This window comes from Flavobacteriaceae bacterium HL-DH10 (assembly GCA_031826515.1).
In the GTDB taxonomy this organism is placed as follows: Bacteria; Bacteroidota; Bacteroidia; order Flavobacteriales; family Flavobacteriaceae; genus Thalassobellus; species Thalassobellus suaedae.
Genome location: CP134536.1, coordinates 3,588,400 through 3,612,749 on the forward strand (window position 1 = coordinate 3,588,400; position 24,350 = coordinate 3,612,749).

Annotated in this window: 17 protein-coding genes and 1 pseudogene; 4 read left to right on the plus strand and 14 right to left on the minus strand. The window is 27.9% G+C overall.

Annotated features, from left to right (window positions below; all coding sequences use genetic code 11):
* Nucleotides 1-655 precede the first annotated feature (655 nt).
* Nucleotides 656-2,560, plus strand: coding sequence for a right-handed parallel beta-helix repeat-containing protein (locus RHP49_15195; protein WNH12225.1), 1,905 nt, complete (start codon nucleotides 656-658; stop codon nucleotides 2,558-2,560).
* A 1,141-nt stretch (nucleotides 2,561-3,701) separates the two neighbouring features.
* Here the strand turns inward: RHP49_15195 and RHP49_15200 are convergent.
* The 14 genes and pseudogenes from RHP49_15200 to RHP49_15265 all read right to left on the minus strand — a co-directional run bounded on the left by RHP49_15200 (nucleotide 3,702) and on the right by RHP49_15265 (nucleotide 19,836).
* Nucleotides 3,702-4,826, minus strand: a complete 1,125-nt coding sequence (locus RHP49_15200) for a glycosyltransferase family 4 protein (GenBank protein ID WNH12226.1) — start codon at nucleotides 4,824-4,826, stop codon at nucleotides 3,702-3,704.
* 4 nt (nucleotides 4,827-4,830) lie between these two features.
* Nucleotides 4,831-5,682: a glycosyltransferase family 2 protein gene (locus RHP49_15205; protein WNH12227.1), complete on the minus strand. Its 852-nt coding sequence runs from the start codon at nucleotides 5,680-5,682 to the stop codon at nucleotides 4,831-4,833.
* Between the two features lie 192 nt (nucleotides 5,683-5,874).
* Nucleotides 5,875-7,017 carry an EpsG family protein gene (locus tag RHP49_15210; protein WNH12228.1) on the minus strand — a complete coding sequence of 381 codons (1,143 nt, stop codon included), beginning with the start codon at nucleotides 7,015-7,017 and terminating at the stop codon, nucleotides 5,875-5,877.
* A 103-nt stretch (nucleotides 7,018-7,120) separates the two neighbouring features.
* Nucleotides 7,121-8,233: a glycosyltransferase gene (locus RHP49_15215; GenBank protein WNH12229.1), complete on the minus strand. Its 1,113-nt coding sequence runs from the start codon at nucleotides 8,231-8,233 to the stop codon at nucleotides 7,121-7,123.
* Between the two features lie 3 nt (nucleotides 8,234-8,236).
* On the minus strand, nucleotides 8,237-9,202 hold the full coding sequence (locus tag RHP49_15220) for a glycosyltransferase (protein ID WNH12230.1): 966 nt from the start codon (nucleotides 9,200-9,202) through the stop codon (nucleotides 8,237-8,239).
* Between the two features lies 1 nt (nucleotide 9,203).
* Entirely contained in the window at nucleotides 9,204-10,274 is a 1,071-nt protein-coding gene (locus tag RHP49_15225; GenBank protein ID WNH12231.1) for a polysaccharide pyruvyl transferase family protein, read from the minus strand.
* 26 nt (nucleotides 10,275-10,300) lie between these two features.
* Entirely contained in the window at nucleotides 10,301-11,497 is a 1,197-nt protein-coding gene (locus RHP49_15230) for a hypothetical protein (protein ID WNH12232.1), read from the minus strand.
* A 55-nt stretch (nucleotides 11,498-11,552) separates the two neighbouring features.
* Complete coding sequence (locus RHP49_15235; GenBank protein ID WNH12233.1) at nucleotides 11,553-12,548, minus strand: glycosyltransferase; 996 nt, start codon at nucleotides 12,546-12,548, stop codon at nucleotides 11,553-11,555.
* Between the two features lie 10 nt (nucleotides 12,549-12,558).
* Entirely contained in the window at nucleotides 12,559-13,422 is an 864-nt protein-coding gene (locus RHP49_15240; GenBank protein ID WNH12234.1) for a polysaccharide pyruvyl transferase family protein, read from the minus strand.
* A 30-nt stretch (nucleotides 13,423-13,452) separates the two neighbouring features.
* Nucleotides 13,453-14,907, minus strand: coding sequence for an MATE family efflux transporter (locus RHP49_15245; protein ID WNH12235.1), 1,455 nt, complete (start codon nucleotides 14,905-14,907; stop codon nucleotides 13,453-13,455).
* A 73-nt stretch (nucleotides 14,908-14,980) separates the two neighbouring features.
* Nucleotides 14,981-16,261 (minus strand): nucleotide sugar dehydrogenase, encoded by a 1,281-nt coding sequence (locus RHP49_15250; GenBank protein ID WNH12236.1) that lies wholly within the window; start codon nucleotides 16,259-16,261, stop codon nucleotides 14,981-14,983.
* 5 nt (nucleotides 16,262-16,266) lie between these two features.
* Nucleotides 16,267-17,646: a nucleotide sugar dehydrogenase gene (locus RHP49_15255; GenBank protein WNH12237.1), complete on the minus strand. Its 1,380-nt coding sequence runs from the start codon at nucleotides 17,644-17,646 to the stop codon at nucleotides 16,267-16,269.
* A gap of 8 nt (nucleotides 17,647-17,654) precedes the next feature.
* A pseudogene (locus tag RHP49_15260) lies at nucleotides 17,655-18,642 on the minus strand (SDR family oxidoreductase).
* Nucleotides 18,643-18,783: 141 nt separating this feature from the next.
* Nucleotides 18,784-19,836 (minus strand): NAD-dependent epimerase, encoded by a 1,053-nt coding sequence (locus RHP49_15265; protein ID WNH12238.1) that lies wholly within the window; start codon nucleotides 19,834-19,836, stop codon nucleotides 18,784-18,786.
* A gap of 612 nt (nucleotides 19,837-20,448) precedes the next feature.
* Between RHP49_15265 and RHP49_15270 the strand changes: the two genes are divergently transcribed.
* From RHP49_15270 to RHP49_15280, 3 genes are read left to right on the plus strand one after another with little or no spacing between them, the layout of a single operon-like run.
* Nucleotides 20,449-21,582 (plus strand): aminotransferase class I/II-fold pyridoxal phosphate-dependent enzyme, encoded by a 1,134-nt coding sequence (locus RHP49_15270; protein ID WNH12239.1) that lies wholly within the window; start codon nucleotides 20,449-20,451, stop codon nucleotides 21,580-21,582.
* Nucleotides 21,576-23,516: a nucleoside-diphosphate sugar epimerase/dehydratase gene (locus tag RHP49_15275; protein WNH12240.1), complete on the plus strand. Its 1,941-nt coding sequence runs from the start codon at nucleotides 21,576-21,578 to the stop codon at nucleotides 23,514-23,516. The genes RHP49_15270 and RHP49_15275 overlap by 7 nt, the downstream gene beginning before the upstream one ends.
* A 35-nt stretch (nucleotides 23,517-23,551) precedes the next feature.
* The gene (locus RHP49_15280) at nucleotides 23,552-24,328 is read left to right on the plus strand and encodes a polysaccharide biosynthesis/export family protein (protein ID WNH12241.1); all 777 of its coding nucleotides are present in this window, start codon (nucleotides 23,552-23,554) and stop codon (nucleotides 24,326-24,328) included.
* The last annotated feature ends 22 nt before the right edge of the window (nucleotides 24,329-24,350 follow it).

Below are 24,350 nucleotides of genomic sequence, written 5' to 3' on the forward strand. Positions count from 1 at the left end.
GTTTGTTTTTTGAATGTTTGATTTATAATTTTTGATATTCATAGAATTACTACATTAGACTGGACATAAAGTTAAGTAAATTTTACGATTGAAAATAAGTGAAATTACTATCGAGAATCAAATTTTTGTTATCAAACTAATGTTCTCAATACAATTTTCTATAAAAAATTATTCGAACAGGCATTCAATTGTTTAGATAAATCAAAATTCACAACAGGATAATTTAATATAAAGTTTTGTTTTGCTTGGTCATGTTCTGTGTAAACTTATATGTAGTATCTTTTATGTTAATATGCTTACTATTAATGACTTAATTCCCTTTAGGTAAATATGAATTTTATTTAATCATTTTAATTTTTGTAATCTCTTTTTTGCATTATAATTAGTTGTTAATAAGTTATTAACAAACAGTGTGTTAAGTATTGTTTTTTAATATTTTTGCACCCTTTTACTAGCTGATAATCTAAATTTAGATTTTTTGCGTACATGAAGGTGTCAAACTTATAAAATTACATTATATCGAACAAAATTACTTTTTATCGAATTTATTGAATTTCAAGCTGTATTTAATCTAAAATACCTGACATTTAGTCGATTATAATGATTTTTTTTTTAATATTGTAACACCTTACTTATGTACCCAAATCGAGAACTTATGAAAATGATTTTAAAACCTATGCTACTTTTATTATTTACAATAATGTCATGTTTATCATGTAATAATGAAGAACTATTTATAGAATCTGTTGCCGAAATAGTTGTAGAACCTGAAACACCACAAGAAGATAATGCTAACGAAGATACAGATGCTGAAATAGATTTTGCTTTGCCTTGTGACTTTGATTTAAATACAGTCCAAACAGGAGACACTGTTGTTATTAATTGTATTATGGATTTAGAAGGTCAATCTATCAATTTACCTCCAAACGTAAATCTTGTTTATGAAGGTGGTGAAATAACTAATGGAACTATTAATTTCTCTGAAAATAATGTAATAGATGGCGATTTATTAAATTCAACAATTACAATTACAGGTTCCAAGCCAATATTTAAAGACCCTGTTTTTAATTTCATACCTAATAAATGGGGAATTATTGAAGGTAAGGTATCTGATGAAGTTGCGTTAAATAATAGAAATATTTTAAACAATCTTTTTGATCAAGTTAAAGAATTAGGGATATCTACTTTTAAAATTGATGAAATGGATGCTTATTTTAAAGTAGACGTTTATAGCATTAATAGAAAAGAATATTCTAGTGCTTCTATTCAAATTCCATCAGACTTTCATCTATTAATGGGAGAGGATACCTATCTACGAGTTCAACCGTCTGCAGCACCATCATATGCTTTAATTAGTTTTTTTTTAGTAGACAATGCTAGGATATCTGGAGGGAATTTAATTGGTGATCGATATGAACATGATTATAGTCCTGTGACTGATGATAAGGGTGTAAATAGAGATACTCACGAATTTGGAACATTGATTTATGTTATTGGCTCAGAAAACATTGAAATTGAAGATATTAATCTAAGTAACCCTATTGGTGACGGTATAATGTTCCATTCAGAGACACTTAGGGCTCCAGATGGAACGCTTTATCCAGGTACGAGAGAGGTAAATAATGTATTAGTGAAAAACACTACTGTTGTTGAAGCTAGGAGAAATGGTATTAGTTTTTTAGATGGCAGAAATATTATTATAGATAATTGTGAAATTATAGACACGGGTAGAGGATCTCAAGCATATGACGACTCTGAAGCTAAAATAGCAAGCAGTTCTGGGACTTGGCCTAAATATGGCATAGATTTGGAAGCTATTAGAACAGTACTACCTGACGGAACCTTGAATAGATCTGCTTTAATTGAAATGATAACAATAAAGAATTCAAATTTTAAGGGAAATTTCGCTGGTGATATTGCATTATATACTTGCAACGATGTGACTTTGGAGTACAATACATTCGATTCTCATGTTGGAAATTTCGCAGCTGATAACATTACGATAAGAAACAATGTTTTTAAAGCGCGTTTAGATAGAGATGGTAACCCACATTCCAGAGCGCTGCTTTTGCTTTCAAGGCTGAGCAGTTTTAATGAAGAAGAACTAAATTATTCATACGATATAAGCAACAATAAAATAATTGGATACATAAACGGCATGGTATTGTCAGGAACAGATTTTAAGGTTTATAATAACGAGATTTCAAATTGTGAAAGTGGTATTAAAATAGGTGGTCTTATTGATGCACAAATACACGACAACAAAGTGTATTCACGAGAACCGTATGGAGTCGCTTTGTTTGCACGAGGAGGTTTGGTCAAAAATGTTTCTATTTATAATGAATACTATGATGTATATTATAGACCAATAGATTTTAGAGGTTATAATGATGCAACTTCAGTTGATCACGATTATTTAAAAATATTCGATTGTATATTTAATTCAGCAGGAAATCGTAGTATTTATCTAGATAATAGCCACTATATTGAATTCGATAACCTAACTTCGAATGCGGAGATAGAAATCGTTAATAATAGTACAAATATTATACAGAACTAATTAGTTTTTAGTAGTTAAATGATATTTTGTTTTAAGTTTAGTATTTTACAAGTAATTCAATAAATAAACTGTTAATCAAGCGAGTATCGGGTGTAAATTATCAAGAAATTAATAATGCTATCACTGATTGTATAACTGGATTTTTTTAGTGATTGATTTATTTGATAGCTCTTTTTAAGGTAATGTTATTTCTAGTTCTAAAGAAATTAGTTATGGATACAGAAATATTAATAACTTCAAAATCTCAAACGAAAGTATAAATATAAATCGTCGTCCTATTAGTTTAAATAAAATTCTAAACCTAAGTATTTTAAATTCTACTCAAATTACTTTAGAGGATTGTACTTTTAATACCACAAGAACAGGATTTGAATTATATGTTAACTAAGCAAAAAATATAATATTTATAGAAAATCAAAGTAATAATTACTGAATTTGATATTATTGATTCTGTATACATTATTTTAACTAATGATACAATTAACTAGAATAGTCTCGGTTACAAAATTAGCACTTAATATTTTTAAAAAAGTTTGATGAAAATTTTTCATCAAACTTTTGCACTTAAAACACTAAACTAGTTTGAGTTTTATTACGCTATATTTAAAAAACTAAAATTTATAAAAATTATGCTAAGATTTTAGACATCTTTAATTATGATAAATAATTACCCAATCTATTTATAATTTAGATTTATAGAATATTTTCTCAAAATATTGATAAGAAATATGAGCTAATAAAATTGAGAAGACAATACAAACTAAATTAATAAGAATGATTAAAATTGTACTATTTAAAATATGTATTAACCCTAAATAATTTACTATAAATAGCACCATCACTACAGTAAACATATGACACATATATATTCCGTATGAAATTTTACCAAAATAATTGATCACATTTGATTTTATAATGAACAAGGGGTAATAAGATATTATAGATATTAATTCTAATGCTATAAAGTAAACACCAAAGCATTCATGATAACTTGGGGATACAAATACATTTAAAATGTTACGACATTTTTTTTGGTTCTGTGGCTATTATTATTTACATTAGTTTCTATTTCATGCGTTACGTTAAGATTATGAGGATCATGCTTCCTCAAGCAAACCGACTTAGTAGAGAGAGATTGTAATTATAAATAATTTTTATAAATGTTTGTAACCGCTTTTAAACTACTAGAAAGTTCAAATTTTTCAGCTTTCAATATACCGTTTTCAGAAAAAGTGCTATATAAATTGCTATCTGTATTTAGTTTATGCACTGCTTCCGAAAAGGATTTTTTATTGTTTTGTGGGTATAAAAAACCATTAAGGTTATGATCAATGATTTCTTTATGCCCCCTGTCTTCAGAAGCGATTAATGGCAGTCCGCACATCATTTCTTCTACTAAATTTAAACCTAAACCTTCTTGCTTACTGGTTGATATGCCAATATCCGCCAATTTATAAATTTCATGAATATCTCTTCTAAAACCAATAAACTTTATAATATGATTGACTTTTAAGCTTTCTGCATATTTTTTCAAACTTTCTTCATCTCTTCCGTTTCCTGCAAATAATATAACAGTGCTTGTAAACATTTCGCGGTACTTAGATACACTATCAATGATGAATTGATGGTTTTTTCGAGGTATAAACTCAGCTGCATAAATTAAAATCTTTTTGTCTAATGGAAATTTCTTTTCCTTTCTTAATGCTGTTTTTGTAGCTAAACTAACAGGATAGAATGACGATTTGTCAACCCCAATCCCTGGAATTAAATAATAATCAGTATTCTTTGCACCGTATTTTTTAATCAACAAATAGTCTTCCGTATTTATTGTAATAACCGCATCGGAAATTTTTGCTAGTAAAATTTCTACTGGAAAAAATAAAGCCCAATAAATAAAAGGAGCTCCTTTATAAAAATGAAAGCCATGAGCTGTATAAATCAAAATAGTTCCATTCTTTCTGGCCTTTATGCAGGCTAAACGAGTAACTACGCTCGCAGTTGGTGTATGGCAATTTACTAAGGTATAATTTTCTCTATCAATGATTTCTTTTAATTGACGGAGAGCCCTAATATTATTTAAAGAAAAAGGATTTCTAGCAAAGTCAATATTCCAAGTTTTATCAACAAAAGGTAACTTCATAGCTGTTGTTTCATTACAAGCTATATGAGTTTCAAAACCTTGTTCCTGAAACCATTTTAAATAGGGTAAATGAAAAGCTTTAAAATGACCTGCTACTGAGGCAGTAAAAAGAATTTTCTTAGACATATATCTAAAGTTGTGTATTTCTAATTTGCTTGAGTACGTTGTCATAGATTTCTCTCTGATTGTCGTTAACTGAGTTGAATCGTCTTTCTAGCAAGAATTTTGGTGTTCCAAATACTGTTACAAATAAAGACTTTGCCCAAGATTTAAGTTTATACATTATTCTTGGGATTAGCGGCTCAATATACAGGGCTAGATATTCTCTTTCATTTTTATAAGCTCTTAAAAGCTTTTTCTTTGTAACATTTCCTTCTTCACGATACATAAAAAGAGGATTGGAAATAATCTTAATTTTAAAATCATTTTTTTTTGAAGTACGGAGCCATAATTCAGTATCTTGTCCTAATTTTAAATCTTCATTGTATTTATTCCTTTCAAACCAAGCTTTTCTACCCATAACACTAGGATGCAAAACCCCAGTTTTTTTATATAATATTTCATCAAATGTAGGATTTTCCCAATTATGACCACGATATCCCATTAATATGTTGGTATTAGAAATTGAAAACAGACCAGTAGAAACTAAATCAAATTTAGGATTATCTTCTAGTATTTTTATTTGTGTGGATAATCTAGTTGGGGCCATAAAATCATCAGCATCCATACGAGCTATATAATCGTATTTAGCCAACTTTACAATTTCATTTAACCTTGCTGCCAATTTTTTGTTATTTCCATCGGAATATACCGTTACTCTTTGGTCCTTTATAGATTTTGCGATTTCTAAAGAAGTATCTGTAGACCCGTCATCTATTAAAAGTAATTCCCAATCTTGATAGGTTTGAGCAAAAACAGATTTTATTGCCAGTTCTAAGTGTTTTTCTGCATTATAAAATGGAAGTCCAATTGTAATACTCATATGCGACTCTTTGAGGATTGATAAATTTATTCAGCTAATTTAATAATACTTCGTTCATATTAAATCATTTATTCGATGAAAATGAGGATAATAAAGTTATTGAAGCCTTTAATTATTTTATTAAGGGATAGTAGCTATTTGAGCTACTTTTACTAAATTTAAAACTACTTTTTTTTAGATACTTACTCATAGCTAGTGATGATTTTGCGTGTCATTTCCACCGGATAACAGTGGTAGAATAATATAGTTTAAAGCAAAATAAAAAATTGTAACCCAAGTTAAGATTGATAATTTTTTTCGAGGAAATGAAGTGTTAATAGTATTGAACAATAATAATGGAATAATTACCCAGCTATAGCCTCCTATTCTGTCTGAAAAGGGGATGTTGAAATTAAAAAAGAAAACAACAGATGCCACAATATAATATTTAATTAAGAGTAAATCTGTTCTGTTTTTGAGATTACTAAACTTTATGAATAGAAATAGAAATAGAGAATTATACATAACAAAATCTATCCTAAAACCTGTTCTATATGAAGTTTCACCCTGAAAAACTAGTTTTTGAATATCATCATTTCCGATACTTGCTAAAAAGGATAATTTATCAAAACCAAATCCCATATAGGCTAAACCAATCGCTAGAACATAAAAAATAATAAAATATTTATACTTTACCTTTTCACTCAATAATACTAAAAGAATACAAGCAATGGGTATTAATGAAGTTCGATGAAAAAGAAACGCAATGACAAAATATAAAAATGCGTTTTTATACTCTTTTTGAATGGTATTGAATATTCCAAAAAGTATAAAAGGTATAGCCAGACCATTTCTAATGGTATTTAATTCATAATTTAAAAAAACTAAAGAGCAAGTCATAATTAAGAAAAGTAATAGACTACTACCTAAGCTACTGTTGTTGGTGAATTTTCTTACGAATCCATATAGGCTAATATTCATGATTAAAGAAACCGTTAATAAAAATAGGGTAAAGCTTTTAAACGGAAATACAACATACATAATAATTGTAAATAAAAAGTCCGTATTTAGTCTTTTGAAAAAAACGAAAATGTTGTCAATGTGTAATCCTTTTAAATAAAAATAATTATAATAATTATAAGTGTCAGTACCAATATTTTGTCCTCTTGTTCCACAAAAAAATGCAATAAACACAACTAATACTATTAATAAGTTTCTATCATTCCTTTTAAACTCAACAGTTTTGTGTTGTAATGTCATAAGAATTAATGATCCAAAAATAATATAACAACCAATAACCCATATAAGAATTAAATAGTAATCATCTGTTTTTAAATTTTCGAAAATATAATTCACTTTTATTTATTTGTTGTTAACGAATTAAGATTGAGGTTATATCAAAAAAACAAAATTATATATATAATTTTATTAGACTTGTCAATATCATTTTAATAATTTTTTACTTGTAAATTTTTTCTAAAGTTTTTACGCTTACTACTATATCAAAACTTTTTTGCTTTAAGATTTCATGTCTACTAAATAAATTCGGATTTACTTTAGAATGATTGAGAATATCATGCAAAACATTCTCCCATTTCTTGAATGTATCTTCCAATGAGCAAAAATGAATTAAATTCAAACCTAAATCCACCTCCTTTGAAATGTTTTCAGAAATTAGTGCTGGTATTCCAGCTGTTTGCGATTCTACTAAAATAACAGGAAATCCTTCATGAAAAGATGGCATTAGAAGCACATCTATGTTGCCTAATATCATATTAATGTCTGACCTAACACCTAAAAAGGTAATGTTTTCCACAAGATTTTTTTTGGATACTAAGTTTTTTAATTCTGATTCTAATATACCATTACCTATTATAAAGAAATGAAAATCTATTTTTCGTTTCTTTAAAAAAGCGGCAAAATTTATTGAAAACTCTAAGTTTTTTACTGGCATAAGTCTTCCAATTTGCCCAAGTATAACCGTGTTTTTAGTAATAGTCTTTTTTTGAAAAAAATCTGTACTTCTCTTCTCTTTAACATTAAGAAATTTATGGATATCAACAGCATTTGGAATGAATATAATATTTTTTTTTGTGGGAAATAAATATTTTCCAGCTTCTTCTCCGCAAGCTATACAATCAGTAGCTACTAGACTAATAATTTTTCTGGAAAAGATTTGATAAATTCTCCCTAGAATATTTTTACTGTTAGCGTCACTAGTATTATGAGAATGCGCAATCCTCATTTTTGATCCAGAAAAATAAGCTGCTAATAAGTGGAAGGCATTACTAAATAATTGATGGGAATGTATAGCGTGAAAATTTTTGTTGTTTTTTAATAATGAATATAATTTATAAGTTCTTAGAATAGTATTTTTTGAATACTTATCAGGAATCCTATATATCTTTCCACCTAGAGATTCTATTTCTTTATCAAAATCACAGGTTTTCTCAGTAAAGTATACAAAATCAAATTGGTATTTTGTTTTATCAATAGCACGATACAAATTCATCACCATAGATTCTGCACCGGCTCTATTCATTGAACCTACAACATGTAAAATTCTTTTCATAATTTATTTCTTTAAAATATGTTTTTTTAAATCGTTATATAATTTAAATAAACGGTAATACTTTCTAGGGTGTTTTAGTATCCATTTAAATTTAAAAGAAGTATTATTACTATTATTTTTACCAATGAAGCTTATAAGTTTTAAAGTCTCAGTACTTAAATTAATATTTGCTCTAGCTGCTAGCCTAATAGTTGAATCTATGCTGTTGTAAATAGTCTTCAATAAACCGGACTTAAATTGTTTACTTACTTTTGAGTTTGAGAGTATATTTAATTTTTCTATAATAAAAAAACGGTCTTCAATATTTTTTAATTTAATATTATAGGCTATACTTCCTTCTCTTATTAAATAGTGATAAAATATTTTAGGTATGGTCTTACATTTATCAGCTTTTAATAAGGCTCTGGGTGTAAATTCTAAATCCTCATATAAAATACCTTCTGAAAAAAACAATTTATTACTATTTAAAAAATCTCTATTATAAATAAATTTCCATATGTAAAATAAATTATCAAGATGATTAGTAAAAAAATCATCGCCAGAAATAGTATTAGAAATGTTTTTGGGAGTAAATGCATTTACTGGTTTACCATTAAACCATACGTCATGACCTAGCCAAACTAAATCTATATTTGAATCAAGTACTTTTATAATATCCCTTAAAGAGTTTTTTTCAATCCAATCATCTGAATCAACAAACCAAACATATTCTCCTTTAGCATGTTTTAACCCTGTATTTCGAGCACCACTTAAACCTTTGTTTTTTTGTGATATTATTTTAATATCGGTATATTGCTGTTGTAATTGTTCACAAAGCTCCAAACTATTATCGGTAGAGCCGTCATTTACCAAAATAATTTCATATAATTCTTCTGGTATATCTTGATTAACACAGCTTAAAACACATTTTTTTAAATAAGCGGACACATTATAAACTGGAATTACAATAGATAGGATAGGAGCTTTCATTTTAAGAATCAATGGTTTTTAATATGGTATCATAATAGTGTAGCATATTTTCTAATTTCGTCTCTTTATCATTGTTTTTTAATTCTTTTATGGCAGTTTGTATATTTTCAATTGAAAATTCTTCTATGAGTTTAACATGTTGAGCGGAATTAATCCAGTGATACGAGGATTTTACTTTATGGTTGTTATTAAGAAATACAATAACAGGAGTTCCCGTGATATAGCAGAAAATCATACCATGTAAACGGTCAGTAACCACTAATTCTGCTTTTTTGAAATCTTCCCAAATTAATTTAAGTTGACTAACTCTATTTTTAAGAGATAGTCTTTCCCCTCCAATATGTGTATCCCTAAATTTAATTGCATTAAATTCATTTTTCAACAAGCCAACTAGTTTTCCTTCTTGTTCTATTGTTAGTTTTTTCTCTTTATCGTCCCTTAAACAAATTATCGCGCCTTTTCTTTTAAATTGATATAAGGATTGATTTTGAGATAATACAATATCTGGAGTAAGCAATATGTTGTTTTCGGGAAAATAAATTTTATAATAATCATACGATTTATGTTCCCTAGCGACTAAGGTAAGATTTGGGTGTTTTGAATATATTTTTATTGCTTTTTTTAGTGCTTTTTGTCCTTTTACAGTTTCTGAAAAGTCAATAGTTTGAGGAAAAGAAATGATTTTATTATTTTTAAAGTTACTTATAATGTTTTGCCTAAAAGATTCTATCATAGGGTAGAGATCACCCATATTTCCTCCACCAACAGTTGTAATGATATCATCTTTAGAAACTATTTTTTTTACGAACGCTATCCCTTCAATGGTTTTGCTAATTGGGATTTCAGTCACTAAATAACTAGGGAGATTTTCTTTCAAAAATTTATGTTGGGCATAAGTAATGGCCACATCTCCAAGATTTCCGTAATCTGCTGCTAAGAAAATAAACACTCGTTTATGTGTTTTATTTAAAAATTTAAATGGGAAATTTTCAGTTTTTTTTAATTGATACCCAAATAAATATGCTTTTATTTTCCATTCTAAAGGAATGATTTTTTTTAATTTTGAAACCATTAAATTTTATTTTATGTATACTAAGATTAGTATTTTAAATTTTTACTATTATTTATCCTTTTACCTAATGGTTGTAATACTCTCAAAAACAAATAATAATACACTTTGTATGAAATATGGTATTTATTTAATTTTATTTGACCAAGAATTTCTTGTGAAAAAATATTGTTAGCTCTAATTTTGTTGTAGAGAATCTCAGCGAGATATTTTTCTTTATTCTCTTTATATACATTTAAATCAAAAACATTTTTATATAAATGTAATTTGCCCAATACTTCTAAAGTGACCATAGTTCTAATGCATTTAAAACATTTTGAACAATTTATTAATTTTTTATTGTTTTTTGATAATTTCTCATTGTCAGAAGTGATTAAGCAAACATTTAAATTATTAAAAGTTAATGGATGTTCAGATATCACTTGAGTTTTAAATAATCTCCCTTCATTTAAACCAGATATATGAAACTCTAAAGAATTTCCTGCAATTGCTTTTGAGTTTAATAAGTCATAATACATTGGATCATTAAAATTGAGTTTAAAGTTATCTAAAGTGGTTCCTGACGCATAATAATAGGTTTTAAATAACTTTTGAAACATTAAAACACAAGCAAAATTTCTAAAGGTATGTGTTTTTACAAATGGCATTTTTAAAACTTCATTTAAATTTGTATCAACCCATAAAAAGTCCAACCCAAAATCTTCTGATAAATTAGAAACATGCTGCTTCATTTTTTCAAATAAATCTCTGGCTACATCACCACCATATTCGCCGTAAGCTCCACCATTAAAAAGTGTTAGTATATTGACAGCGTGACTAGATTCTATATTTTTAGATAATGTATAGAAAGAATCAACACCTAATGACATAGCTGTACCGATTCCAGTAGCATCTGGAAACGTCGTTTCATCCTCAAATTTAAAATCAATAGTTAATTCTTTTGAACAAACACCATTTTTTATAAATGTATTTAGCAAAACATGTATTAAACCATATTTTAAACGTTTTGAAACGGGAACATTACAAATAAAACTTTTGTTTGTAAATATGGCGTAAATAAATAAAGCAAGAGCAAAACAATCACCATTTGTTAATGCAATGTATTTTTCAAATTTTTTATCTGTTGAAAACCATAATTCTTGTACTATATGGTCTATTTTAATAGTTGCACAAAAGAACACCTTATTATTATCTCTCCTAATAAATATTTTGTCTAATTCAATCATTTTTTCTTTTATAAAAATCTTTGGTAACGGATGTGTTTTTAATTTAAAAAAGACTCTATCGTTTATAAATTAATTGCAATAATTTATACTGATTATATTTAAAAAGCAATATTACAACTATATGCTTTAATCTTTTAATTTCCTTTATTTTAATATGTTTAAAGCCAAATTTGATTAACTCAAATTTTCTTATTTTTTTTAATTCTTCCTCAAAATTTAAATCCTTGTTCGCTAAAATATTAGAAACAAAGGCAAAAAGTGTTTTTGCTAAATTGACTCTTGCAATATCATTAAAATAAACCTTTTGGTTTAAATCATCTTTAGATTTATAAAACGTAATTTTCCTCTCAAAATGAGATGACATTGCCTTATATAAATTTGGTTTAAATTTTTGACTTGTGGCTGATTCTAAATTCTCATAATAGTTATATAGAGCCTCTTTTACAAAAACTATGGTGTTTGCTTCATAAAATATTTCTAAATTAAAAATAGCATCTTCACCTAATCTTAACGTTTTATCAAAACGGATTCCGCTGTCAAAGAATTTACGTTTATAAACTTTATTTACAGGAAACAAAAGATAATCATAATCAAACGTATTTTCCATTAATTTTAAAATAGTATTATGTTCTAATATTTTATCAAATTTGAAATATGAATAATTTATTTTTTTTTCTTTTTCATAAACCTTGTAATATCCATAAATTATAATATCAACAACTCTATATTTTTCTATATTTTTAGTAATACTCTCAAAATAATTTTCTTCTACAAAATCATCTGCATCTACAAAAGTTAAATAATTCCCTTTAGCAATATCTATTCCTTTGTTTCTTGCAGCTGATGGGCCTGAGTTGATTTGATTTATAACTTTTATAAAATCAAAATTATTAGCATAATTTTGGCAAATATTAAAGGAGTTATCCTTTGATCCATCATTAATTAAAATTATTTCAATTTTAATTTTTTTCTTTGCTTTTATAATGCTATTAACACATTTTTCTAGAAATCTTTCCGCATTATAAACGGGAATTATAATTGATAACAGCATTTTGTTTATGTTATATGAGTGGTTCTAAGTACTCATTAAGAATTCTAAGTAATTCATCTTGCATTTTGTTTAAATGCGCAGTCTCAATATTAAAATAATTGATTGAATTTTCGCCAATAGTTGCTTTTAACTCACTTGGGAGAATATTCAGAGGTTTTATATTAAATAAATTTACTGACTCGAAATAATCGTAATATTTAACGTTATCTCCATATATTTTATTTGAAAAAATAGCCCAAACTGAAGGGATATTATAAGCGTTAGCTACGATAATACCATGTAATGAACTTGATATTATTTTCTCGCACATTAATATATCTTTTACTACTTTTTCTATATCAAGAGTTAAATCTATTAATAGCGTTTCCTCACCTAAATCTAATTTTTTGAAATCATAGTAATCCTCAAAATGAGGAACTATGCCCATTTTGTATTTTTTTTTGATTTTTGGATAATAAATTTTAGGAAGTAGGATAGCCGGATCTCCTAAGGTTTTTGGAGGATAAAAACCTAGTTCTGTTATTCTTTTTTGAGTTCTTGGCCCTCTAACAGCTATGAACTGAGAGTTTTTTATATTAGCTTTACTGTCTATAATTCCAGAACCCCATACAACACAATTCTTATTTGCTCTTGAAATTACAGAGCCAATTGCTACCAATACTTTTCTGTTTGAATAAAGAGGGATTTGTTTTATTTGTACAATTTCTTTTTTTGTTAATTTTCCAATTAAATAAGGGTTTAATTGATCTCCAAAATTATTAACACCATTACAATCGTGCCAAAAAACAGGAAGTTTGTTTTTGCTAAAATTTAAGTAGTAAAAGCTGGATTTAATTTCATTAATTTTTTTTATAATTTTTCTTATTATACTCATAATTTAATTTAAATTAAATAATTAATTATTTTAATTAATGCGTTTTTTTATAAAAGATAAAATAAAATGTCTTTCATTTTTGTTTAACCCTATTACAGTTATTGTAGCTATATTAATAATTGTAATATAGGCGGACTTAATTACTAATTCATATATAGGGTTTTGAATTGTAAAAAGTTTATTGAATAAATAAATTAGAAAAACTAAAGTTAAACTTGTAAAAATTATTTTGAGCAAAACATTTTTTATAAAAGGAATTATAGGTAAGCTTATTAATTTTCTTAAAAAAAATATACGCAAAAACAATGATATGACGTTTAGTATAATAATAACTATAAATATAATTTCGGGTAATTTATAGAATTGTAAAAACACATATGAAATAGGTAAGCACAAAAGTATTAGAGATCCTATAGTGATTTGATACCACTTTATTTTTCCACTAGCTTGTGCGCCAATTATTAATGGTCCTGATATAGTATCTATTAATACATTAACTAAACTTAAAACAACAAATAAAGATGTATATTTTGGTGGGTTTTTTAACCATAATTTTAAAATAAAATCTACATTATAAATTATTGGAGAAGCTAATAAAAACATTAAAAAGAATGAAAATTTAGAACTTTGAAAAATTAATTTTAAGCATTGTTCTTTATCTCCTGCAGCATATGTTTTTATAATTTGAGGATTCATTGCCATTTGAAAATTCCCAACAAAAGTTCTAACTGCGCCACTAACTGTAAGTGTAATTCCATATGCCGCATTTAATACGGCTCCAAAAAATAAATTTAATAAAATATTACTGCCTTGTCCTCGAGCTATGGCAGCAACATTGCCAAATAAATTCCAGCCAGTAAAAGATAATAGTTCTTTATATAATTTTTTATCAAAATATAATTTATATCTACTTTCAGCAAATTGTACTTTACAATATATCTGATAAATTATTCTAACAACTAAAGATGCCATAAAAATTAGTACGGCATAAAGTTTTAGCTTATCAACATCAAACATAACTAATATATACAGTATTAATAACTTGAAAAAAACCTCTAAAATACTTATGTATGCATAGACATTCATGCGTTCTCTTGCAATAATTAAAGAATTATATGGCACTTGAATAATTCCTAACATTAACGAAAGTACTGAAGACTGATACACCCAGTGAATAGCGTCCATGCGATTATCGGGTACATTCAATTTGTTCATTACAAACCACAAGCCCACAGTTTCAGCCAAGATTAAAACAAGTATAGCTATACCAAAATGGATATTAACTACAGCATTGAAGGTTTTTTTTAGTTGATCAAAATTATTTGCTCCAATTTCAAAAGATAGAAAACGTTGTGTAGCTGAAGACATCGCCATGTGAAAAAAACTAAAAAGGCCTACTACACCTCCTACAACACTATATACGCCATAATCTTGAAATCCCAAAGTATCTAAAACCACTCTAGAGGTGTAAAGAGAAACCCCCATAGTTAGAAACATTCTAAAATATAAGAACAGGGAGTTTTTGATTATTGTTTTTGAGCTAGACATTTGTTTTTTGTTATAATCTACCACTAACTTGTCCTTTTAAAATACCTTTTACATCATATAAAATTCCATTAGAATTTAATAAAGCTTTAAAATTCAAGGTCAAAAACTCATTATGGGCTACTGTTAGTACAATAGCATCAAACTTGCCGCTTGGTAATTGATTTGTTGTGATCAAGCTATATTCGTGTTTTACTTCATCAATATTTGCCCAAGGATCGTAAATGATTACTTCAGTACCAAAACTTTTTAACTGGTTAATCACATCAACGGCCATTGTATTTCTAACATCTGGACAATTTTCTTTAAATGTGATGCCTAGGTTTAAAATTTTAGCGTCCTTAATTCGTATATCATTTTGTACCATAAGTTTGATTACCTCAGAAGCTACATATTGCCCCATGCTATCATTAACACGTCTACCAGCTAAAATAATTTCTGGGTGATATCCAACTTCTTGTGCTTTTTGTGCTAGATAGTAAGGGTCTACGCCAATACAATGTCCTCCAACAAGTCCTGGTTTAAAAGGAAGGAAATTCCATTTTGTGCCAGCTACTTCCAACACTGCATGGGTATCAATATCCATTAAATTAAATATTTTTGCTAATTCATTAACAAAAGCAATATTAATATCGCGTTGAGAGTTTTCTATAACTTTAGCGGCTTCAGCTACTTTAATGCTAGGAGCAAGGTATGTACCAGCAGTAATAATACTGGCATATAAACTATTTATTTTTACACCAATTTCTGGAGTAGAACCCGAAGTTACTTTTAATATTTTATCTACAGTATGTTCTTTATCTCCTGGATTAATTCGTTCTGGAGAATACCCAGCAAAAAAGTCTGAATTGAATTTAAGGCCACTTATTTTTTCTAAAATAGGCACACATTCATCTTCAGTTGCACCAGGATAAACAGTAGACTCATAAATTACAATATCTCCTTTTTTAAGTACCTTAGCAACCGTTTCACTTGATTTATATAAAGGTGTTAAATCTGGTTTATTATTTTTATCGATAGGAGTTGGTACCGTTACTATATAATAGTTACAATCATTAATATCATTAATATTAGAAGAACAAAATAATCCATTCTCAGAATCTGCATTATCTTTTAATACAGCTTTTAAAACATGTTCTTCTATTTCTAAAGTAACATCTTTTCCTTGTTGTAATTCTGAAATTCGCTTTTCATTTATATCAAAGCCAACAACTGAATATTTAGTAGCAAATAAACGGGCTAGTGGTAAACCCACATAACCTAATCCTATAACAGCTATTTTTTCTTTATTCATAATATTTATTGGCCTATTGAAAAATATTCGAAGCCTATTTTTTCCATTTCAGATTTGTCAAGTAAGTTTCTACCATCAAATATAAAAGCAGGTCTTTTCATATTAGTGTATATTTTTCTCCAATCGTACGTTTTAAATTCATCCCATTCTGTCATAATAGCAACAGCATGTGCATCTTTTAAAGCCTCGTATGGCGTTTCAGCTGCATGTATCAATTTACTGTTTTCTTCTTCAGATCTTGTGTTTAAATAGTTTAAATCTGATAGCATTTTCTCATTTGAAACTTTAGGATCAAATACAGCTATATTGGCTTGCTCATTTAGTAAATAGTCCGCAACATAAATAGCAGCAGATTCCCTTGTATCATTAGTGTCTTTTTTGAAAGCCCACCCTAATAAACCTATTTTCTTTCCAGAGACTGTATTATATAATGTGCTAATTAAATGGTCTGCAAAGCGCCTTTTCTGATGGTCGTTTAGTATAATAACTTGTTCCCAATAATCTGCAACAGCTTGTAAATTATAACTTCTTGCAATGTAAACAAGATTTAAAATATCCTTTTGAAAACATGAGCCTCCAAAACCTACTGAAGATTTAAGGAATTTAGATCCTATTCTAGAATCCATACCTATTGCTTTAGCAACTTCATTGACGTTAGCTTCTGTTTTTTCACATAATTCTGAAATAGCATTAATAGAAGAGATGCGTTGAGCTAAAAAAGCATTCGCAGTTAGTTTAGATAATTCTGAAGACCAAACATTTGTTCTTAAAATTAGCTCTTGTGGCACCCAACTTCTATAGATACTGGCTAAACTTTCTATAGCTTCTTCTGATTCTCCTCCAATTAAAACACGATCTGGATTTAATAAATCTGCTATTGCCGTCCCTTCAGCTAAAAATTCAGGGTTTGATAAAATATCAAACTTCACATTACTTCCTGTATTACTCAAGATGCTTTTTATGGCCTGCGCTGTTCTTACAGGTAACGTTGATTTTTCAACGACTATTTTGTCTGTTTTTGCTACTTTTGCAATATTTCTAGCACAAAGCTCAACGTATTTTAAATCGGCAGACATACCTTTTCCCTTGCCATAAGTCTTTGTAGGAGTGTTTACCGATATAAAAATCATTTCAGATTCGTCAATAGCTTTATCTATTTCTGTAGAAAAGAATAAATTTCTCCCTCTAGTTTCTTGTACAATTTCAGCTAATCCTGGTTCGTAAATTGGTAATTTAGAAACATCAAAATCATTCCAAGCATCAATACGAGCTTGATTAATATCTACAATAGTGACTTTAACGTCGGGGTTTTTCTTAGCAATAACTGCCATTGTTGGACCTCCAACGTATCCAGCTCCAATACAACAAATTTTTGTTACTTTCATTTTCTCATTTATAAATGTTTCCAATACCAATTAACAGCTTCTTTAATACCATCATTGATGTTGTGTTTTGGATTATAGTTTAATAATTTTTTTGCCTTATCAATAGAGGCCAACGAGTGCGGGATGTCTCCATCTCTGTTTGTTCGATGTTTTATTTCAATATTTTTAATTGAATCGTCAAATGCAGAAAGGTGTTCTTTCAGTAATGTTGTTAGCTCCAATAAGGTTGTTCTGTCGCCATAAGCTACATTATATACAGTGTTTAAGGCTGATTCATTATTGGTTGTTATAGCAAGTATATTCATTTGAATAACATTATCTATGTATGTAAAGTCTCTAGAGTAACTTCCATCTCCATTAATCATAGGCGATTCATGATTAATAAATTGTTTTACAAAAAGAGGAATTACTGCTGCATAAGCACCGTTTGGATCTTGTTTTTTTCCAAACACATTAAAATAACGTAAGCCAATAGTATCTAAGCCGTAGGTTTTATGAAATATATCTGCATATAATTCATTTACATATTTTGTAATGGCATAAGGAGATAAAGGTTTCCCTATAATATCTTCAACTTTTGGTAATGCTTCATGATCTCCATATGTTGAGGAACTTGCAGCATATACAAAACGTTTTACGCTTGCATCTCTTGCAGCAACAAGCATATTTAAAAAACCAGACACGTTAACATCATTTGTTGTTATTGGGTCGTTTATAGATCTAGGTACAGAACCTAATGCAGCTTCATGCAAAATATAATCAACATTTTTACATGCTAAATGACAATCTCCAAGATTTCTTATATCTCCTTCAATAAGTTTAAAGTTGCTATTTTTAAGAAAAGGTTCTATATTTTCTTTTTTTACCAGTAGAAAAATTATCTAAACAAATAGTTTTTATATTATTGTTTAATAATGTTTCGCAAATATTTGAACCAATAAATCCTGCACCACCAGTAACTAGTATAGTTTTATCTTTTAAATGGTTCAAGTTCATTTTATTTGGGGATTAAATTTTAATTCGGAACAAATGTGTTAAAAATACTTGATACATAACTAATTATTATATGAACTAGATGTTTTCTACGATAAACTTCGTTAAAATTAGTAACGGTTTAAAATCTCAAAAAACCGTTTGTTATTTATAATATTCTTTAAACCAAACAATGAATGATTTAACGCCACTTTTTATTGAAGTGTTAGGTTGATAGTTGTAATCTTTAATTAATTCATCTACATCTGCCCAAGTTCGTTCAACATCTCCAGGTTGCATTGATAACATATCTTTTTTTGATTTTTTGCCTAAGTTTACTTCAATTTCTTTTATAAAATCTAGTAGTTTTACAGAGTTGTTATTACCTATATTATATAGTTTGTATAACTCATTGTTTTTTATTCTTTCATCAGGTTGTTTTTCTATTATCCTTACTATGCCTTCAACAATATCATCAATATAAGTAAAGTCTCTTTCCATGTTCCCATGATTAAAAACTTTAATTGGCTTATCTTTTATTATGGCATCAGTAAATAAAAACATAGCCATGTCTGGACGACCCCAAGGACCATATACTGTAAAAAAACGAAGTCCGGTTGTTGGGATTTTAAATAAATGACTATATGTATGAGCCATTAATTCGTTGCTTTTTTTTGTAGCAGCATATATACTTATAGGATGATCTACATTGTCTTGAGTCGAAAACGGAATTTTTTTATTTAATCCATAAACACTTGAGCTACTAGCGTATATTAGGTGTTTTATTTTAAAATTCCTACAACATTCCAATATATTAAGAAAACCAACTACATTTGAATCAATATAAGATTCTGGATTTTCTATGCTGTATCTTACTCCTGCTTGTGCAGCAAGATTACAAACAATGTCAATTTTTTTACTTTTAAATAATTTAGGTAGCTCTGTTCGGTTTTCTAAATTCATTTTTACAAAAGTAAAACTATTATAAATCTCACTTTTACATAATTCATTTAAACTTATTGAATTCTTAGCTATGCCTAATTCTCTTAATCTTGCAAGTTTAAGATCTACATCATAATAATCATTTATATTATCTAAACCAACAACTTCAAAGCCCTTTTCTAATAAATGTTTTGATACATGATAACCTATAAATCCAGCTGCACCAGTAACAAGAACTGTTTTTCCTTTTAATTTATGTAATTGTTGATTTGTCATTAAAATTCGGGGTATTGATTAACAGTCACAAATATTAAAAAAATAACTGTAATTAAGTTAACTATTTCATTAAGGTTTCGTTTTTCCCGATGAAATTCAAACTAATGTTAAAAGTATCGATAAAATAAAATTTTTTCAAAAAGCTTAGAAGATATTTTATAATATAACGAGTTGATTATTAAAAATGAAATTTTAAAGATTATAAATGGTTTAAAAACCGATAAATAATATGCACATTTACTTTGAATTAATTTATTAAATGTAGTTAACCGATTATTAATACTCTTTTAGCGAATTAGATAAATCATAAGCTTATTCTTTAAAAAGTATTACTAAATTTACATCATCTAAACAAGAATTGAATTGATTAATAGCATATTAATTTAATAGTTTAATGATAAATAAAAATATATGATTCTCATACTTAATCTAAGCACTCAACTTTAGATTAAAAATATTTTAAATTATCATTTCCTATTAAGAAGAGATTTAAAGCTATAATTTAAAACAATATTGTTTTTATGTCCAAAAGAGTAATACCATTAAAAATATTAGAATTAATTTTCATTGTCAATGTGACGAGAGTAGTTTCTTGTGTCTAAACAAATATAAATGCTAACAAAAACTAAAATATACTTGTCTTCACCACATATGGGTGGATCTGAACAAAAGTTTGTAAACGATGCTTTCAATACGAATTGGATAGCGCCGTTAGGTCCTAATGTAGATGGTTTTGAAAAAGACTTAGAACATTATTTGGGTGAAAATTCCCAAGTAGCAGTTCTTAGTTCTGGCACTGCTGCTATACATTTAGCATTACAATTATTAGGTGTTACTAAAGGCGATGAAGTGTTGTGCCAAAGTTTTACATTTTCAGCTTCAGCTAACCCCATAATGTACCAAGGAGCAACTCCAGTGTTTATAGATAGTGAAAAAGACACATGGAATATATCTCCAGAACTGTTAGAAATAGCCATTAGAGATAGAATTCAAAAATATAAAAAACCTAAAGCCATTATAGCGGTTCACCTTTACGGCATGCCTTATAAAGCAAATGAAATAAATGCGATAGCTAAAAAATATGATATACCCGTTGTAGAAGATAGTGCAGAGGCTTTAGGAAGTACTTATTTTAATAAAGCATGTGCTACACTTTCAGATATTGGTATATTATCATTTAATGGTAATAAAATTATTACAACCTCTGGAGGAGGTGCTCTAATTGCTGGTGATATTGAAACAAAAAATAAAGCGGTTTTTTATTCTACACAATCCAGAGATAATGCTCCTCATTATGAGCATTCGTCGGTTGGATTTAATTATAGAATGAGTAATGTTTTAGCAGGTATTGGAAGAGGACAAATGGAAGTGATTGATGATAGAGTAGAGGCTAGGAGAAAAAACTATGATTTTTATAAAGAAAATTTAGAAAAGTATACTAGTATTTCATTTTTAGAAGAACCCAATGGATTCTTTTCCAATCGATGGATTACGTGTATTAAAACAGATTCATATAAATTAAGAGAACAAATAAGGCTTAAATTATTAGAAGATGATATTGAATCTAGGCCTTTATGGAAACCTATGCATTTACAGCCTGTTTTTAAAGATTGTTTGCATTTTACCGATGGTACATCAGAAGAACTTTTTGAAAAAGGACTTTGTTTACCAAGCGGATCGAATTTAAGTAAAGATGATTTAAATAGAATAATTAAACAAATATTAAAAACCCCTCACTTATGTTAAATAATTACTTTGTATATCTTTCACAAAAATACGCATCAAAGTGGCTTGTGTTTTGTATTGATTTATGTATTGTATTGGCTACTTTTTTTATAGCATATTTTGTAAGGTTTAATTTTACTTTAAAATTTGATATTCATCAATTTTTGTTACAGCTACCTTTTTTAATAGTAGTAGCTTCTGTAAGTTTCTTAGCTGTTGGTTCTTTTAAAAGTGTTATAAGACATACTGGTTTTACAGATATAGTAAACGTTTTTAAAGCGGTTTCCTTAATGGCATTAATTACTGTTTTCTGTGTTCTTATAAATCTAAATTTCAATTTAATTTCAGGATTTACTATACCTATATCTATTATAGTTATCCATGCGCTATTTAGTTTTGTTGTCTTGAGTGGAGCCCGTTTGGTTTTTAAAATGGCCTATAATTATTTAAAACATAAGTATGTGGTTTGTAAAAAAGTATTAATTTATGGTGTAGGAGATTCTGCAATTGTTACATACAATGCCTTAATAAATAATGTTAAAGAAAAATTTGATATTGCTGGATTTATAAATGATGATTACATAAAGGAAGGAAAGTCTATTGATGGGATTTTGATATTATGTAAAAATAAGATCAATCAAGAATATATTGATTCTAATAATATTGATGAAATTATAGTTACTTCTGAAAACCTTAAAAAAGATAACCTGATTAGTTTAGTTGATTTAAAGGTTAAAATAACTAAAGTGCCACCAATTGAAAGTTGGATTAATGGTGAATTAAATGTTAAGCAAATTAAGCAAATTCAAATTGAAGACCTTTTAGGTAGAGCCCCAATACAAATAAATAATCCTAATTTAACTAATGAGTTTAATGGAGAAGTTGTTCTAATTACAGGAGCTGCTGGATCTATTGGAAGTGAACTTGTTAAACAATTATCGCACTTTAATGTGAAGCACTTAATATTGGTAGATCAAGCGGAATCACCATTATATGATGTTCAGCAAGATTTAAAGAGACATGGCAAACATGATTTTACGGCTATCGTTGCAGATATTAGAGATGGTTTAAGATTAGATAATATTTTTCAAGAACATAAACCAAGTATGGTATTCCATGCTGCTGCTTATAAACATGTGCCTTTAATGGAGCAGTCTCCGTATGAATCTATTAAAATTAATGTAAATGGTACCAAGCTTTTAGCTGATACTTCTTCTCGTTATAATGTTAAAAAGTTTGTTTTTGTTTCTACAGATAAAGCGGTTAACCCAACAAGTGTTATGGGAGCTACTAAAAGAATAGCTGAAATGTATATTAGCTGTTTGCAAAAGGAAAGCAAAACTAAATTTATTACCACTAGATTTGGTAATGTTTTAGGGTCTAATGGTTCTGTAATTCCGTTATTTAAAAAACAAATTGAAAATGGAGGACCTTTAACTCTAACACATAAAGACATTACAAGATATTTTATGACGATACCTGAAGCTTCTCAGTTAGTATTAGAAGCAGCAACTATGGGTAAAGGAGGAGAGATATTTATTTTTGACATGGGTGAGTCTGTTAAAATATATGATCTTGCTAAAAATATGATTAAGCTTTCTGGTTTAAACTTCCCTGAAGATATAGATATTAAAATAACAGGGTTACGTCCAGGTGAAAAGCTTTATGAAGAATTACTCGCTAATGGTGAAAACACATTATCTACATATCATAAAAAAATTATGATTAGTAAAACAAGAGAATTAGATTATGTCAATGTAAAGTCAGAAATAGAAGAATTGTGTATTACAAATCGTTTTCAAAATAATAATATTGTTATGAAATTGAAACGATTAATTCCAGAATATAAATCCAATAACTCAGATTATGAGCGTTTTGATAAACGTGTTCAAATTTATAAAAAAGCTAAAGGTATTTTGGATGACAAATCAGATAAGACTTATAGTAATTTATAATTTAAAAAATAGTATTTTCCCAAATAATTATATAGATGATAATCCCTAAACTAAAAAGCAAACTTTTATTTGCTGTACTCTTATTTGTTATGTTGCTAACAACATCGTGTTCTACAAAGCAGGATATTGTGTATTTTCAAAACGCAAAAAACTTCGAAACTATTGTTGATACGGATACTTTTGCAGCTAAATTAAAAGTTGGTGATATTGTAAGTATTTATATCTCTACAGCTGTTCCAGATGTTGCCAAACCATATAATATTATGTTGGAAACAGGAACTCAAGGTCAATTGATAGATTATTTAATTGATATTGAGGGTAATATAGATTACCCAGTATTAGGAAAAATTAAATTATTAGGCTTAACGGTAGAAGAGGCTAAATCGTTATTTAAGAAAAAATTCTCAGAAGGTAATTTACTTAAAGATCCAGTAATTATTATTCGTGTACTTAATTTTAGAATAACTGTTGCTGGAGAGGTGAGGAGTCCTGGAGTTTATTCAGTTTCTGGAGAGCGCATATCTATTCTTGAAGCACTTGCCATGGCAGGAGATTTAACTATTAAAGGTAAGCGAGATAATGTCTTGATTGTTAGAGATTTTAATGGAACTAAAACATATACTCGGGTAGATTTAACAAATAAAGAAGTTTTTAATTCTCCTGTATATTATTTAACTCAAAATGATTATATATATGTTGAGCCTAATAATTCTGCTATAAGTTCGGCATCTGGAGATTCAAGAATAGGAACAATTATAACTATTTCTTCCTTTATATTAACAACTGCTCTTATTTTTGCAACTAGAAATTAGAAATTTATTAAGGTATTAGGTG